Genomic DNA, 16,079 nt, shown 5'->3' on the forward strand with positions numbered 1-16,079 from the left:
TCAGAGTATAACTCAGAGCATAAATGGAGGAAATATGTTTGATTTTTTGAATAGGAATGAAGCTTCGGAAATATTAAATCCTTTAAATATCAATAAAAATTCAATGATAGAGTTTAACCTGAAGGAACTGGAGCTGGAAGGCTTCTTTACCTTTGAAAAAATAATACAGATGGATGTGGGGCAGCACCCATATACAAGATATTTACTATTTTCAAAGGTAGATGAAACAGAATATGTCTTTGAGGTATACAGCTCCCAGGAAGAGGAAGCGGCACCCGAAACATATGTGTACTTTCTGGATGATACCGTCCCTTTCTCCGAGGAATTCCTTAATGTGGCAGGACAGAAGTACATCACCACTCCCGATGGCACCGAATATGAAAGATGCATTATGCCCCAGTGCGACTATAGAATTGACGGTACACGGGGAACGATCAGGGTTCTGGATCTGAATACCGGTAAAATAACTAAAAAAGTCGAGGTTGAGGTATGGGACTACCAGCGGGAGACCGACGGTGTAACAGAGTACCTTAATATTGAGATGATGAAGGACGACGGAATGTTCAGAATATTTATAGGGCAGAGGTTTGAAGGCGCGCTTTACAAGGTGTACCAAGGCCTGGACAAAGATTAATTTATGGAGGAGATCGATATGTTACAGTACTTAAGCTTTTTTTTAAAGGATATTTCCTTTAGCTTTGTAATACTTACGGTTGGATTTATGCTTGGCTGGTTGATTTACAATCATATAGTCCTCAGGGATGTAAATCTCAAGAATGCCTTGTTTGCAAGAGACAACCTGGCTGCCTGGATTGAGTTTATCGGAGCCTTTGTATTTCCCGTATTATATCTTGCGGGCCACGGAATAAAAGGCTCGGCAAGTGATAATATATTTATTGATCTGGCTGTATGCCTGGGTTATACCATATTTTACATAGCGATTTTAACAATACTGAGACTGTGTTCAGGGTTTATGATCAGGCTCATAGACGCCAGCGATAAGCACGGGAAGATTAGCCTTAACAAGGAGATATGCCAGCAGAAGAATATAGGAGCCGCACTATTTTCGGTATCGCTTTCGATAATCTTTGTAAATGTGATCAAATTGATCGACTTTATTGATATAATTAATGGACTTGGTCTTGAAATACTGCTGGAGGTTATGGTTTTCCTGGTATTTATGCTGATTGCCCTGACCTGCTATTCCTTTGTTTTGAGAAGAAGAACAACACTTTTTAAAGAACTGTTTATTGACAACAATGCAGCGGCAGGAATAGGACTTTTGGGTTTTGTGTTTGCCGTTCAGACCATAATTGCAGGTGTGATGACCTTCTACAGTATGGACTTTGAATTGCTGACCGTGTCGGTAGTAATCGCGGTAAGCCTTGCTATTTTCGGAATCCTTTCGGCACTCTTCAAGCTCATATTTACAGGCATTGTCAAGGTGGATATATGGAACGAAATATATGAACAGGACAATATCGGCGCTGCTATAGGGCAGGTTGCACTTTATGTTGGTATTGCCACCATAATAGTCAATTTTATAATGTAGTTGACTGCGTATGGGCGGATATTTGGTCAAACTCTCCACTATTCACATTTTATTAATATTTGTTATACAATCTTAACATTATTTTAGGAAAATCGTGGTATAATAATAAGTGTAAAGCCATTATAAGCTTTTTCATTTTGTTCCTCCTTTAAACATATTGATTTGTTTTTTGTTAGTTTGGGCACCTATTTATCAGGAATTATTATATTTTATAAATCTGAGGTGCTTTTTTTCTGCCATGAATAGCGATGCGGATGTCAATGGCGGGTATTTTAACTTACAAATATTTACAGGAGGATAACTATTGCTATGCAGCAGCATTTAGGTTATAATGTGTAAAGTGTACTGAAGTTGAACAAATTAATACAGTCCCCACCTCTAAGGTGGAGGATTTTCGATTGGAGAATCATTCAGCGGTGAGTACCAATCTCCCACTGATGTTGTTCAAACACCACGCAAGAGCGGGGTGTGCAGACATAGTCTGCGGAGCCGAAGCCGAATTCATTTCGGTGTAGGCGATATATTAAATTGAACAGACGGATTTGGAACAGTATACATTACGATAAGCCAATTTTGGCCGTACTAGATGGGGAGGTAGCGGTGCCCTGTACCTGCAATCCGCTATAGCAGGATTGAATTCCTGTCCGAGGTTTTAGTATGTAGTGCCTGCCCTTTGCAAGTGGCAATGAAAATTGGGTCTTGCGCAATAGAAGTCTGTGAACCCCGTCAGGTCCGGAAGGAAGCAGCGGTAAGCGGTAAATTCTGTGTGCCGCTAGGTTACCTGGTTAGAGTTAACTGTGAAGGTAACGGCTATATATTTCTATCGACGATAGGTGTACGGCCATTCATTTATAAAACAAAGCAAGCCTGTTCAAAGTCATGTGACTTGTGGAACAGGCTCATTTTGTTTCACGGGAGATAATTATGGGACAATAATTAACAGCTGAATCAACTATTTAATTATTACTTTAATTCATATAAAATATTATATATACGTGTGAGCAATAATAAATGCGGTAAAATTACTGATACACCTGATGCTTAACCGGAGAGAGGAAGTGGAGTATGTCATATACAGCCTTATATAGAAAATGGAGACCCCTTGTTTTTGAGGATGTGGTAGAGCAGGAACATGTGGTCAGAACTATCAAGAATACCGTAAAATCGGAACGTATCGGACATGCATACCTTTTCTGCGGCACAAGGGGGACGGGAAAAACCACTATGGCAAAAATCTTTGCCAGGGCAATAAACTGTCTCAATACCAAAGATGGAGATCCCTGCAATGAATGTGAAATATGCAAAGGTATATTAAATGACTCTATTCTGGATGTCGTTGAAATAGATGCGGCTTCAAACAACAGCGTGGACAACATCAGGGAAATCAGGGATGAAGTGGTGTATGCACCGTCGCAGGCACGCTACAAGGTATACATAATCGACGAGGTGCATATGCTCTCAGCAGGGGCTTTTAATGCTCTGCTTAAAACACTGGAGGAACCGCCTGCGCATGTGGTTTTCATACTGGCCACCACCGATCCGCATAAATTGCCGGCCACCATACTGTCAAGGTGTCAGAGATTTGATTTTAAAAAGATTACTCCCGGCAGCATAGCCGAAAGAGTAAAGGTAGTCGCCGGCGCAAGCGGAATATCTCTGGAGGATGACGCGGCCCTGCTGATTGCCAGACTGGCCGACGGCGCCATGAGAGATGCTTTAAGTATTCTCGACCAGTGTATTTCAGTGGGCAACAAGGACATTACCCATCAGGATGTTCTCAATGTAATAGGGATAGTCAGTGACGATTTTATTTCGGAAATAGTCGATTATATAAAAGATACAAATGTGGAAGGACTGGTCAACGGTGTTGAAAGGCTGTCCTCAAACGGGCGGGATATCCTCAGGTTTGCATCCGATCTGGTAATGTATTTCAGAAATCTGCTGCTCTGCAAGATAACTGATAACCCTGCCGGTATTATTGATGTCAGCAGTCAGTATCTCGATAATATGATGCAGCAGTCTGAAGCCTTTACCAGGGAAAGAATTATTTCAATCATAAAGGAACTGTCAGCCTTTGAATCCCAGCTCAAATACGCCCTGAACCAGAGGGTGTTCCTGGAAGTGATGCTTATCTCCATAAGCGTAGGGAACTATGGCCAGGGAGAGGGCAATAATGCTCTGGCTGACAGAATAACCGATCTTGAAAATGCCATAAGATCCGGTGCAGGCGCAGCCCAGCCCCGGAGTGGCAGCGATGCTGCGCCTGCGGCAGGTTTTGCCGCACAGGGCCGGACTTCGGAAAAAGTACTGGACAGAATGCCGCCGGTTCCCGACGGCGGCGGGGTACAAAATCCCTTTGCACCTCCGTCGGCGGCAGGCAGCAAGGCATCCGGCGGCAGTACTGCTTCAGCCGCCGGCACCGGGGGAAATAATTTGGCTGCCCATCAGCCTTTGGAAGTCTGGCCGGAGGTAATGACCGAGCTTAAGGCCAGCGGGAGAATGATGCTGGTGACCTATTTAGCTTCCACGAGGGCTGTGGCAGGTGATGAGTCGACAATACTGGTGGTTTTCCCGGAAGGAGTGGGATCCTTTAAAAATGTTGTGGCAAAGCCCGAGTACGTCGAGGTGCTTTATAATGTCCTGCAGAAAAAGCTTGGCAGGCAGGTCCGTATCAAGTTTATAGATGAGGAGGAGCTTGGAAACATTGTTCCAGGTCCGGTTTCGGAAAAAAGTGAGGAGCAGGAAAGTACTTTGTTAAAAAATGCAAGGGAAATTGCAGGTAAACTGAATGTTCACCTTGATATAATAGATGAATAAGTTATAATATTAGGGAATGGCTAAATAATGAAATCAGATATTTTATTATTTCGATAATTATAAAAATCCAGTTAACAGGAGGATGTAATATATGGCAAAAGGCGGATTTCCAGGAGGCGGCTTTGGCGGAGGCTTCGGCGGCGGAGGAAACATGAATAACCTTATGAAGCAGGCACAAAAGATGCAGAGGGATATGGAAAAGGCCCAGCAGGAATTGGAGGGTAAAACCGTTGAGGTTTCTGTAGGCGGCGGAGCAATTTCAATAGTTGCAACAGGTAAGAAGGAAATTAAAGAGATTGTTATTAAACCTGAGGTTGTTGATCCGGATGATGTGGAAATGCTTCAGGATCTCATATTAAGTGCGGTAAACGAAGCACTTAGAAAAGCAGATGAACTTGCAAATTCAGAGATGGGCAAGATTACTGGAGGCTTAGGCGGATTGCCCGGTCTGTTCTAGGATTTTGCGCAAATAAATTTTTCTATGGCAAAAGCGCCCGTCAGGGCGTTTTTGTTAGCTGTTGAAATTATTTTTATGCACAATAAAATGTCATATAACCATCATATTGGTGCACTATAAAGTACACCGGGAGCACGGAGGGTAAAATGGATTATTTCGCAGTTCCTGTTGCAAAACTTGTAGAGGAATTTCAGAAGCTGCCCGGTATTGGACACAAGTCTGCACAAAGACTGGCTTTTCATGTTATCAACATGCCGATGGAAAAGGTTCAGGGACTGGCTAATTCAATACTGGATGCAAAGCAAAAAACAAAATACTGTTCGGTTTGCAGCAATCTGACCGATACCGACCCATGCCCTTTGTGCAGCGGCAACTCCAGGGACAAATCCGCTATCTGCGTTGTACAGGATGCAAGGGATGTTGTGGCTATGGAACGCACCAGGGAGTTTAAAGGTTTGTATCATGTCCTGCACGGGGCAATTTCTCCCATGCTGGGCATAGGACCGGAAGAAATTCGTATAAAAGAGCTGATCAGAAGACTGGGAGACGGGCAGGTCAAGGAAGTAATTTTAGCAACCAACCCCAATGTGGAGGGGGAAGCCACCGCCATGTACATTTCAAAGCTGATTAAGCCACTGGGTATAAAAACTACCCGGATAGCCCACGGAATCCCTGTGGGAGGAGATCTTGAATACGCTGATGAGGTTACGCTGGCAAAGGCCCTGGAAGGCAGGCGGGAGATATAACGTCAGTTCCGGGGTTACGGCAAAAAAGAGTTTTACTGCATGGTAAAAGAGTTTTATCATCAGATAAAAAAAGTTTAATCAGAAGTCATAGGAAATTGCAAAGTAAAAATCAAGGAATTTTTACTATTGGAAAATGCAATGGTACTATGGCTTTTTGCTTGTCTGCCAGTTGTTTGACCATATGGAAGATTATTGATATTATTAGTGTATTAAAAAGAGCTGAAAGAGGCTGGGTTATAAAAACAGGAGGTTCTATGCGTACAGAGCAGGATATGTTTGATTTAATATTAAATATCGCCGAAAAGGATAAACGAGTTTGTGCAGTTTTTATGAACGGTTCAAGAACCAATCCTAATGCTGTAAAGGATATTTTTCAGGATTATGATATTGTATATGTTGTTGAGGAAACGAAATCATTTCGTGAAGACAGGCAGTGGATCGACCAATTTGGTGAACGGTTGTATATGCAGTATCCTGAAGAAAATTCGTATTATCCAAGTGATATGGAAAATTGCTATGGCTGGCTGATTCAATTTGCTGACGGAAACCGTCTTGATTTGCATGTATGCACATTAAACCAAGCACTTAAAGGAATTAAAGAAGACAGGCTTTGCAGGATACTGCTTGATAAGGATAAATATCTGCCCGATATTCCGGAAGCAACCGATGAGGATTATTGGATAAAGAAACCCACAGAAGTTCAATTTCTAGATACATGCAATGAATTCTGGTGGTGTCTTAATAATGTAGCCAAAGGTTTGTGGCGGGAAGAAGTACCATATGTTATGGACATGCTGAATTTAGTTGTCCGGCCTCAGCTAATACGTCTTTTGGGTTGGAAAATCGGATATAAAACAAATTTCACTGTCAGTATTGGGAAGTCGGGCAAATATATGTATAAATGGCTGGAAGAAAATAATTGGAACGCATTCTTGAAAACCTACCCTTCAGGAGTTATAAAAAATATTTGGGAGGCAGTTTTTATCATGTGTGATTTATTTGATGATATTGCCAGAGAGATATCTCATACTATGAATATTAAGTATAACGAAACTGAGGCAAATAACAGTTTGAAATTTTTAAAAGATGTTCATGTTTTACCCAAAGACGCTAAAGAAATATATTTATAGAATATTTATCAGGGACGTAATGCTTCATTCAGAAAAGGTATGGAGCAATTCGCAGCAGGGAAAATGTCGGATTTTGATTAAGTCTACCTGTGTATTTCAGATATGTTTTCAAAACTTTCAATGTTGTTACAACACTATACATCAACTGTATATATAACTGTATATATAATTGAACTTTGCGGAAAATATAATATTATTCGAATAGAATAATTAACCAGAATGTGATAAAATACCAAGTAAAATAAACGGAAGAAGGATGAAGAATGTCGAAAAGCGTAGATGGTTCAAAAAAAGCTGAGATTACCATGCGTATGTCCGAATTTGAGATGCCCCCCATGCAGGATGTATTATTTGTGGGCAGGAGGGCACCCATCGGTCCGGAGGCAGCAAGACGTATGGTAGATATATTGTCTCCGGAACAGTACGAAATTATAAAGGTGGACCATCCGGTTATAGAGGCAATGGTTGTAAGAAAGGCCCTTTTCAGCATGCTTCCGAAAGAAAAACTGGTTGGACTTATGCTGGAGGAAGGGGAGCAGGTTGCTAACGAAGCAACAATAGTTAAAGCACAGGTGAATATTGTGCTTCATGTTAGCAAAGCAATAGATTTATGATAAGAAAAGTTTTTGAAATTATGATAAAAGACTATACAACGGTTGATGCCTTTTGGGGAATCAGGCGGATTCAGAAGATAGTAGAAAAAGATCATTACGACTGTTTTCCGGTCATTGAAAATGGAGAGATTGTTGGAATCCTGACCAGGAATGATTTGATAACGGCTCATCCCAACAGGATTGTACTGGATGCCATGTCGGGAAGATGCAAGTATATTGATGAGAACGAATCTGTTTGGAGTGCAAAGGAACTTTTTGAAGATGAGAGCAGCCAGATTCTTATTGTTACCCACGGGGATGAGGTCACCGGGGTAATAACGAAAAGTGCTGTTGACATTGAAATTGGCAAGCACGTTGATATGCTGACGGGTTTATATAAAAGCAGCTACATTATACATAAATCTCAAAAACTCCTGGATCAGGGCGGAGAGATATCCATCATATTTTTTGATGTGAATAACTTTGGATATATCAATAAAAAATATGGGCATACCGTAGGGGATAATATTTTAAAGGAAATTTCCAAAATTCTTAAAGAGTGTGTGCCGGCAGACACATTCCTCTGCAGATACGGCGGTGATGAATTTGCCCTTTTAACGGGTAAATGTGCAGAGGACTGCGAGGTACTGGCACAGTCGGTATTGAACAGGGTCAGACAACATAACTTTATTGGTGATATAAGTGTCGGGATTTCAGCGGGAATTGCCGGAGGAAAGAAGAGGTGCAATTCAAGAGACGGGGATATGTACAAAAACATTACAAATCTCATTAATCTTGCAAGCCTTGCTTCCACAAAGGCAAAAAAGGAAAAGGAAAATCTGGTGTTGGGATTCAGCGGAACTATTGATGAAATGGCCATATAAGGCCGGTAAAGCCGGTTGATTTATTCTTTATTGAATATTTATTATTATATTTGGAACTTTTTATAATATCCATCGTCAAAAGTATTCGAGGTGGGAAATTATGAAAAAAGTCAAGGTTTTGTTAAGTGCTTTTACATTAACTGCTATTACTTCAGTTTTTTTACCGTCAATTTGTGTTGCTGAAATCTCAAATGAGGCAAACAGTTTAAAAAATGCCGGGATCAATCAGACTATAGATAAAAAGGCATTTATTTCTCCGAATTATAATTGTGACCCCAAAATGCTGATTCCGGGCAATCCTGATATTGATCCCAGGTTCCTTTTGAAACAGTTACCATAAAACAAAAGATTTATAGAGTCTAGCAGTGGTTTCATGGGCATGCATAAGCTTAAGGTTGGAGCCAAAGGAATTCTCGCATCGGAATTTGGACATATATATAGAATAAAGGAAGAGAACACTTGTTCTCTTGGCCCTCCTGTATTATACTATTTATTGGATGTGTAACGGATATTGATTACATATCCAATAAGTATAAAATGGAGGGTATTTTAGTGATGGAGGTCTATAAAAAGTGTCCTGAGTACAGGTCAAAACTTATTACGCTGAGAAAAACTGTTACGGAAGATGCAGAGGAACTGTTAAAATGCTACTCCGACGAAAATGCAGTACCGTTATTTAACTCGGACAACTGCCATGGAGATGATTTTCACTATACAACTATTGAGAGAATGAGGCAGGCCATAAATTTCTGGGATTTTTCCTATGACAACGGATACTTTGTCAGATGGACAGTGATTCTTAAAGGTACTTCTGACAAAATAGGGACTGTGGAGATGTTTCACAGGATTGCAGAAGATGAGTTCAACCATTTTGGAGTACTGAGGATTGATTTACAGAGTAAATTTGAGAATCAACAAATCATTGATGAGATTTTGGAAATAGCCAATGAAAATTTTTATAGGGAATTTGATGTTGAAGCAATTCTAACCAAGGCTGTTCCCTCTGCTGTAGAACGTATAGCCTCTCTGCGGAAAAATGGGTTTGACAGTTTGAACAGGAAACTCATGATATATGATGATTATTTTGTAAGAGTTCAAAAACCATGAACAGCAGTGCCCGACAAAGATCTTTGCATCGGCAGACAGTTAAATATATTTAAATCAAAATTTATAATAAGCTCGAATAATGTTGAATATTCGAGCTTTATGCTTGTTAAAACAGTCCGATTAGCATAGAATATTATATAAATTAATGGATTCAATTGCAAAAGGGTTCGATTACTATAGAGTACTTCTGAGACTTTAACAACTTCGGGAAATAGTGCAGAATATAATTATAAACTTATCGGGATTACTTTAATATCAGCAAAAGTCGGAGGTTAATGACTGCAGAAAACGTGTATGACTTTAAAGGAGAGCATTTGGGATGTTAATCGGCAGATTGGATATTTTCCACAAAAACTTTAGCTTATTAAAGTATAATACTATTAATTGCATCCAATATTTTTTAAAAAACCTTATTATATAATAGTACATAATGAAGTAGCCATTTGTAAAAATGGACATGGGAGTGATTAGTATTGCTTTTTAGTATTATCCTGGAATCATATTCAGCGCTGTTATCCTCATTAACTATCTGTTACATAATATATAGACTAAATACCGACCTGAAAAAAGTTCCTTTGATAAACTATGTCTTCAGCAGCTTGTCCATAGCTTCTATTGTTGCTCTGATCAATGTAACAATGCCGGATTCAATCATGGGCATCAAAATAATAGGTTATATTTTGGCTACTGTGTTTATTATAATGATATTTTGTAAACACAATATGTACTACACTTCGGTTTCGGCTCTTTTCGGCCTGCTTACACTTGGTTTCGGGGAACTGCTGGTGACACTTGTTTATATTTATCCGCTGAAACTGGATAAATCAGAGTTCAGGAGCAGTTTTATTCATGTTACGGTTGGAGATCTTTTGATATTTTTGTTTTCCTATTTAATCCTGAAGTTTATTTCCGATGATTTTATAAAAGCACGTAAAAGGATTTATAAAAATAACAAACGCTTTATGGTTTTACTCTTCGGGAACCTGATAACGGTTTTTGTAATACTCATATTCTTATTCAGCCTGTTCGATTATACAACGGAGTTCCAGAATAATATCACCCAAAGCGGCAGGGTTTATATGAATGTTATAATCATAGTGGCAGTATTGATAGCCTCAATAGGCGGAACCATATACCTCATAAATTATTTCCTGCTCAACAGGATAAAATATGACAGATTGAAGATGAACAATCTGAAGGATGTAATGACCGGAACACTTAACAGAGGTTCGGGGCTTAAGTTCATAGAAGAGCAGCTGGAGTTGTGCAAAGAGCAGAGAAGGAATCTGACGGTATGCTATATCGATGTAAATGATTTAAAGGTTATCAATGATATGCTTGGACACAGAGAGGGAGATTTTCTTATAAAGACGGTTATATGCACCATTAAAAATAATATAAGGGAAACCGATGTGATAAGCAGGCTTGGCGGAGATGAATTTGTTATTGTGTTTCCGGGTTGTACAATGGAATATTCCGAGAAGGTCATGGGCAGGATATCAGGGGAATTAAAACAGTTAAAGCCGTTTTCAAATAAGGACTATACAATCAGCATCAGCTATGGATTTTCCCAGTATGACGGGGAAGCGGATATAACGGTCGAGGGCTTGCTGGACATGGCAGACCGCCAGATGTACCGGAACAAAAGGGCAATCAAGGCCATGGTTTAAAAATTTCATTTGGAATTCACCGGCCCTTCACAATTATTTTCAGGAGATGATGTATAATAATATCATTCCGGAAATGGCGTGAAGGGTCTTTCCAATATAAGAGGGTGACTGTATGTATAAGATTCTGGTTGTTGATGATGAAGCAGGGATACGTGAAATTATTAAGAAATATGCAGTCTTTGAAGGCCATGAGGTCAGCGAGGCAGCTGATGGTATGGAAGCGGTCGGTGTATGCCGGGAAAAGGACTTCGATATCATAATAATGGATATTATGATGCCTGAACTGGATGGTTTCTCTGCCTGCAAGGAAATAAGGAAAACAAAAAATATACCCGTACTCATGCTTTCGGCAAGGGGTGAGGAATATGACAAGATCCACGGGTTTGAACTTGGAATCGACGATTATGTTGTAAAACCGTTTTCTCCAAAGGAACTGATGATGAGGATCAGTGCTATAATGAAGCGCAGCAGCGGAGCAGGTATGGAAGAAAACAAGAGGGAAGTAGTAAACCTGGAGGGTTTGACGGTGGACTTTACAGGCAGGCTTGTCTATATTGACGGGGATAGAACCGACATGTCCCCGAAAGAGTATGATCTATTGTTCTATTTTGTGAAAAACAGGGGTATAGCCTTGACAAGGGAAAAACTGATAACCGATGTCTGGGGTTACGACTTCTTTGGTGACGACAGGACCCTGGACACCCACATAAAACTCCTTAGAAAGAGCCTTGGTGAATACAGCAGATATATAGTTACCCTCAGAGGGGTGGGATATCGTTTTGAAACTTGAAAAAATGAGTATAAAATACAAGCTGTTTTTTTATCTTGCCCTTTTTGCGGCGGTAATGCTGGTGATGCTATGGTTCTTCCAGATTGTATTTCTGGATGACTTTTACAGGCGGATAAAAATCAACAATATCAAATCATCTGCTGAAACAATTGAAAAGAATATTAACAATGAGGAACTTAATGTCTTATTGGATTCTTTATCAAGGCAGAATCAAACCTATATAAGGGTTATGCTTGAGGACGGAACCAATGTATTTTCCTCGGATGCGGCTCCCGACAGCCTGATACACAGGATGCCGGGCAGTGAACTGTATGATTTATACAAAAAGGCTGAACAAAACGGCGGAGAACTGCTTGAGTCAAGGGGAACAGGTGAACCCAGGGACCCGTTCCTTAAGGAAAAATACTTTCAGGGTCCGATGCCTAAGGGCGTGGGACGGATAGATGAAAGTGTGATCTATGTTAGAATAGTTCAGAAGGCGGATGGCTCAAAAGTAGTATTAATGCTTAATTCAACCATTACTCCGGTCAATGCCACAGTGGATACCCTGAGAGTACAGCTGGTGTATGTCACCATAATAACAATCCTGTTGGCACTGGGCCTGGCTCTGTTTGTCTCAAAAAGAATATCAAGACCCATTATTAAAATTAACCATTCGGCTAAAGAACTGGCAAAGGGTAATTATGAAACCACCTTTGAAGGAAGAGGTTATCTGGAAATTGCAGAACTGAACGATACACTCAATTATGCCGCAAAGGAACTGTCAAAGGTGGAGGGGTTAAGGCGTGAGCTCATTGCGAATATCTCCCATGACCTGAGAACGCCTTTGACCATGATAACCGGTTACGGCGAGGTCATGAGGGACCTGCCGGGAGAGAACACGCCTGAAAACATTCAGATAATAATTGATGAGGCCAGGAGACTGACTACCCTGGTGAATGACATCATGGATATCTCAAAGTTCAGGTCGGGAACCCAGAGCCTGACAACAGAACGCTTCAACCTGACTAAAAGTGTCGAGGAAATATTGCTCCGGTATAATAAACTGACAGAACAGGATGGTTACAAGCTTAAATTCATCAGCAGCGGCGACGCCTGGGTAAAAGCCGATCCCGTAAAAATATCCCAGGTTTTATATAACCTTATTAACAATGCTATAACTTATACCGGGCCGGATAAAACTGTTACAATTGTACAGAGTAATACAGGGGAACATGTTAAAATCGAAATAATAGATTCGGGGGAAGGAATAGAGGAAGAACTGCTGCCTTTAATCTGGGACAGATACTACAAGGCGGATAAGGCCTATAAAAGAGCTGCCATAGGCACAGGCCTGGGTTTGTCCATCGTTAAGACAATTCTGGATATGCACCGGGCGGAATACGGTGTAATCAGTAAAAACGGCCAGGGCAGCATTTTCTGGTTTGAATTGAAGCTGGATAAGGAAGAAAGTTAGGTATGTGAAATACACCTGAAAATTTCTTGCCGATTACCAGGGTATTAGTGTAAAATAAAGCTTGGCTGTAAAAACTCAAATATTCGTGGAGGCATGATTAGTGAATGAACTGATATATATTACAGGTCATAAGAATCCCGATACTGATTCCATATGTTCTGCCATAGCATATGCCGAACTGAAAAGAAGGCATGCGATGGATGCTTTACCGGTAAGGATCGGTGATATTAACAGAGAAACGGAGTTTGTGCTCAAATATTTCGGTGTAGATGTCCCAGAGTATAAGGAGACTGTCCGTACCCAGGTGTCGGATCTGAATATGGACATAATCAATCCGGTCTCGGAAGACATCTCAATAAAGTCAGCCTGGAGCATAATGCAGAAAAACAATATCAAGGTTCTGCCTGTTGCCGATATAAACGGCAAGCTGCTGGGGATAATCACCCTGTCGGATATTACAAGCAGCTATCTGGATGCACTTGAAAACAATATTCTTTCGGCAAGCAGCACGCCCTTGAGAAATATTACCGACACCCTCAATGCCAGGCTTATCTGTGGAAATGAAGATGAATTCAGGGCCGCAGGCAAAGTGGTTATTGCCGCAATGATTCCAGAGGACATGGAGCCTTTTGTGGAAAAGGGGGACATCGTCATTATCGGAAACCGGAAGGACAGCCAGTTAAAGGCCATTTCCATAGGGGTCAGCTGCCTGATTCTCACCTGCGGAGGACAGATAGATAAGGAAGTATTGGATTATGCGCAGGAAACAGGCTGTATTGTCCTGGAGACATGCTATGATACGTTTACCACTGCGAGGCTTATAAATCAAAGCATACCGGTCAGCTACATCATGACCAGAAAGCAGCTCGTTTTATTTAACATTCACGACTATATAGACAACATAAAGGAAAAAATGCTCAAGACCAGATACAGGAGCTATCCTGTCGTCGACGACGAGGGAAGGATAAGGGGCTTTATTTCCAGATACCATCTCATTTCCCAGAGAAGAAAAAAGATTATTCTTGTGGACCACAATGAAAAAGCCCAAACCATAGACGGGATAGAGCAGGCCGATATCCTTGAAATAATTGACCATCACAGGATAGGGGATATTCAGACAAGTTACCCCATATATTTTAAAAACGATGCAGTGGGCAGTACGTCAACTCTGATTGCGAACATGTATTTCGAAAACGGTTTGAATCCTTCAAAAAAGATAGCAGGAATACTGTGTGCCGCTATAATTTCCGATACAATGAAATTTAAATCTCCTACCAGTACGTATGCCGACGAACTGGCTGCCCAGAAGCTGGCCAAGATCGCCGACATCAATATTGAAGAGTTTTCAACCGCATTGTTCAAGGCCAGTGCGTCACTGGAGGGTATGAGTCCGCAGACAATACTGGACTATGACTTTAAGGATTTTATTCTAAATAAATACAAGATTGGAGTAGGGCAGATAAACTCCAGCGATTCAGAAGCCTTCAGAAAGGTGAAGGACAGCCTTCTGAAGCACATGAAAACCGTTCAGGAGAACAAGGGCTACAGTCTTATACTTCTGATGGTGACGGACATTATAAACGAAGGCTCTGAAATACTTTACGCAGGTGATAATGCAGGACTTGTGGAAAAGGCGTTCAATATTAAAAACGGCGAAAGCAGTACCTTCCTCGGCGGTGTAGTTTCCAGAAAGAAACAGGTGATCCCCATGCTCTCCAGAGCAATACAGAGAGAAATGCTGTAAGCATATATCCTGCTGTTGCTGCAAAAGCATTCTGAACAATAAAATATAACGGTTAAAGGACTGTCTCGGTGAGCTGCAGCTCCCAGCATCAGATCTGTGTCTGGTGTTTGGGGGTTCAGTTTATAATGAAGACGGTCCTTTTTATGTTATTGCGGAGATTAACAGGAATACGGCTTATTAAATTTTGTCATATATATGTTTTGTTATATACATGTTAAGTAAAGGTTAATTTTTTTACAGAAATCAGGTTATGTTCAGAAAATCATCACATTGGTATATTATCATTTGTCTTGTAGCAGTCAAAATAATTCACATTAAGAGGTGATACAGATGGGTGAGCCAAAGTTGAGACATGAAATAAAGCATAATATAAATTATTCCGATTACATTGCTCTTCGGCAAAAGCTGAAATATATAGCCAAACCTGACCCTAATGCGGGTGATAGCGGGAAATACAGGATAAGAAGCCTTTATTTCGACAATTACAGCAACAAAGCTTTGATGGAAAAAATAAACGGCATCAATAACAGGGAGAAATTCCGAATCAGGTACTATAATGACGATTTAACCTTTATCAGGCTTGAGAAAAAGGGAAAGGTGAACGGTTTGTGTTTCAAACGGTCTGCCAGGCTGACCGAAAGCCAATGCAGCATGATAATTTCAGGTGATCTGGACTGGATGAAAAGATCAACCCATCCGCTTTTGATTGAGCTTTATTTTAAAATGAATTACCAGCAATTGAGGCCAAAAACTCTTGTGGATTACGTAAGGGAGCCGTATATATATGAACCCGGCAATGTACGTATAACAATCGACAGTGAAATAAAAACCGGGCTGAGTTCAAAAGAACTCTTTAACAGGGAATTGCCCACCCTTAAAACCAGGGACAGTGACCCCATAATTCTTGAAGTGAAATACGATGAGTTCCTGCCCAATATAATAAGAGATATCATACAGCTGGACAACAGAAGAAATACTGCTTTTTCAAAATATGCACAGGCCAGGGTGTTTGGCTGACATTTTGTGGCCGCTATTGCAGCTCATGGAGGTTAGCTTGAAAGACTTCACTTGCGTTTGTCTTCCAAACTAACCTGTGAATTTATGGCCGTGCGAAATATTCAAAGTATTTACCA

General features: G+C 40.7%; 15 protein-coding genes and 1 other RNA gene. All 16 read left to right on the forward strand.

What is annotated here, in order from left to right; genetic code table 11:
- Positions 1-34: 34 nt before the first annotated feature.
- The 16 genes from T344_RS0117785 to T344_RS0117860 all read left to right on the forward strand — a co-directional run bounded on the left by T344_RS0117785 (position 35) and on the right by T344_RS0117860 (position 15,963).
- Complete coding sequence (locus T344_RS0117785) at positions 35-634, forward strand: hypothetical protein (RefSeq protein ID WP_027629829.1); 600 nt, start codon at positions 35-37, stop codon at positions 632-634.
- An 18-nt stretch (positions 635-652) separates the two neighbouring features.
- Positions 653-1,552, forward strand: coding sequence for a DUF350 domain-containing protein (locus tag T344_RS0117790; protein ID WP_027629830.1), 900 nt, complete (start codon positions 653-655; stop codon positions 1,550-1,552).
- Between the two features lie 577 nt (positions 1,553-2,129).
- Positions 2,130-2,393, forward strand: an RNA gene (gene ffs / locus T344_RS30460) — signal recognition particle sRNA large type.
- A gap of 224 nt (positions 2,394-2,617) precedes the next feature.
- Positions 2,618-4,369: a DNA polymerase III subunit gamma/tau gene (gene dnaX / locus T344_RS0117800; RefSeq protein WP_027629831.1), complete on the forward strand. Its 1,752-nt coding sequence runs from the start codon at positions 2,618-2,620 to the stop codon at positions 4,367-4,369.
- A gap of 91 nt (positions 4,370-4,460) precedes the next feature.
- Positions 4,461-4,826, forward strand: coding sequence for a YbaB/EbfC family nucleoid-associated protein (locus tag T344_RS0117805; protein ID WP_027629832.1), 366 nt, complete (start codon positions 4,461-4,463; stop codon positions 4,824-4,826).
- 146 nt (positions 4,827-4,972) lie between these two features.
- Positions 4,973-5,572 (forward strand): recombination mediator RecR, encoded by a 600-nt coding sequence (gene recR / locus T344_RS0117810; protein ID WP_004625641.1) that lies wholly within the window; start codon positions 4,973-4,975, stop codon positions 5,570-5,572.
- A gap of 254 nt (positions 5,573-5,826) precedes the next feature.
- Positions 5,827-6,702 carry an aminoglycoside 6-adenylyltransferase gene (locus T344_RS0117815; RefSeq protein WP_027629833.1) on the forward strand — a complete coding sequence of 292 codons (876 nt, stop codon included), beginning with the start codon at positions 5,827-5,829 and terminating at the stop codon, positions 6,700-6,702.
- Positions 6,703-6,965: 263 nt separating this feature from the next.
- A complete protein-coding gene (locus T344_RS0117820) occupies positions 6,966-7,316 on the forward strand; it encodes a hypothetical protein (protein ID WP_004625609.1) in 351 nt (116 codons plus the stop codon).
- Positions 7,313-8,179: a GGDEF domain-containing protein gene (locus tag T344_RS0117825; RefSeq protein WP_027629834.1), complete on the forward strand. Its 867-nt coding sequence runs from the start codon at positions 7,313-7,315 to the stop codon at positions 8,177-8,179. The genes T344_RS0117820 and T344_RS0117825 overlap by 4 nt, the downstream gene beginning before the upstream one ends.
- A 100-nt stretch (positions 8,180-8,279) precedes the next feature.
- Positions 8,280-8,519, forward strand: a complete 240-nt coding sequence (locus T344_RS0117830) for a hypothetical protein (protein ID WP_027629835.1) — start codon at positions 8,280-8,282, stop codon at positions 8,517-8,519.
- A gap of 215 nt (positions 8,520-8,734) precedes the next feature.
- A complete protein-coding gene (locus T344_RS0117835; protein ID WP_051572002.1) occupies positions 8,735-9,286 on the forward strand; it encodes a GNAT family N-acetyltransferase in 552 nt (183 codons plus the stop codon).
- A 473-nt stretch (positions 9,287-9,759) separates the two neighbouring features.
- Complete coding sequence (locus T344_RS29940; protein WP_051572004.1) at positions 9,760-10,956, forward strand: GGDEF domain-containing protein; 1,197 nt, start codon at positions 9,760-9,762, stop codon at positions 10,954-10,956.
- 112 nt (positions 10,957-11,068) lie between these two features.
- On the forward strand, positions 11,069-11,746 hold the full coding sequence (locus T344_RS0117845; RefSeq protein WP_027629837.1) for a response regulator transcription factor: 678 nt from the start codon (positions 11,069-11,071) through the stop codon (positions 11,744-11,746).
- The gene (locus T344_RS0117850) at positions 11,736-13,202 is read left to right on the forward strand and encodes a sensor histidine kinase (protein ID WP_027629838.1); all 1,467 of its coding nucleotides are present in this window, start codon (positions 11,736-11,738) and stop codon (positions 13,200-13,202) included. The genes T344_RS0117845 and T344_RS0117850 overlap by 11 nt, the downstream gene beginning before the upstream one ends.
- 100 nt (positions 13,203-13,302) lie before the next feature.
- Positions 13,303-14,946 (forward strand): putative manganese-dependent inorganic diphosphatase, encoded by a 1,644-nt coding sequence (locus T344_RS0117855; protein WP_027629839.1) that lies wholly within the window; start codon positions 13,303-13,305, stop codon positions 14,944-14,946.
- Positions 14,947-15,276: 330 nt separating this feature from the next.
- Positions 15,277-15,963 (forward strand): polyphosphate polymerase domain-containing protein, encoded by a 687-nt coding sequence (locus T344_RS0117860; RefSeq protein ID WP_027629840.1) that lies wholly within the window; start codon positions 15,277-15,279, stop codon positions 15,961-15,963.
- Positions 15,964-16,079: the final 116 nt, after the last annotated feature.

The organism is Ruminiclostridium cellobioparum DSM 1351 = ATCC 15832, from assembly GCF_000621505.1.
Classification (GTDB): Bacteria; Bacillota; Clostridia; order Acetivibrionales; family DSM-1351; genus Ruminiclostridium; species Ruminiclostridium cellobioparum.

Coding starts and splice junctions, on each gene's coding strand:
- T344_RS0117785 (WP_027629829.1), top strand. CDS start 35: ATGTTTGATTTTTTGAATAGGAATGAAGCTTCGGAAATATTAAATCCT.
- T344_RS0117790 (WP_027629830.1), top strand. CDS start 653: ATGTTACAGTACTTAAGCTTTTTTTTAAAGGATATTTCCTTTAGCTTT.
- dnaX (WP_027629831.1), top strand. CDS start 2,618: ATGTCATATACAGCCTTATATAGAAAATGGAGACCCCTTGTTTTTGAG.
- T344_RS0117805 (WP_027629832.1), top strand. CDS start 4,461: ATGGCAAAAGGCGGATTTCCAGGAGGCGGCTTTGGCGGAGGCTTCGGC.
- recR (WP_004625641.1), top strand. CDS start 4,973: ATGGATTATTTCGCAGTTCCTGTTGCAAAACTTGTAGAGGAATTTCAG.
- T344_RS0117815 (WP_027629833.1), top strand. CDS start 5,827: ATGCGTACAGAGCAGGATATGTTTGATTTAATATTAAATATCGCCGAA.
- T344_RS0117820 (WP_004625609.1), top strand. CDS start 6,966: ATGTCGAAAAGCGTAGATGGTTCAAAAAAAGCTGAGATTACCATGCGT.
- T344_RS0117825 (WP_027629834.1), top strand. CDS start 7,313: ATGATAAGAAAAGTTTTTGAAATTATGATAAAAGACTATACAACGGTT.
- T344_RS0117830 (WP_027629835.1), top strand. CDS start 8,280: ATGAAAAAAGTCAAGGTTTTGTTAAGTGCTTTTACATTAACTGCTATT.
- T344_RS0117835 (WP_051572002.1), top strand. CDS start 8,735: ATGGAGGTCTATAAAAAGTGTCCTGAGTACAGGTCAAAACTTATTACG.
- T344_RS0117845 (WP_027629837.1), top strand. CDS start 11,069: ATGTATAAGATTCTGGTTGTTGATGATGAAGCAGGGATACGTGAAATT.
- T344_RS0117860 (WP_027629840.1), top strand. CDS start 15,277: ATGGGTGAGCCAAAGTTGAGACATGAAATAAAGCATAATATAAATTAT.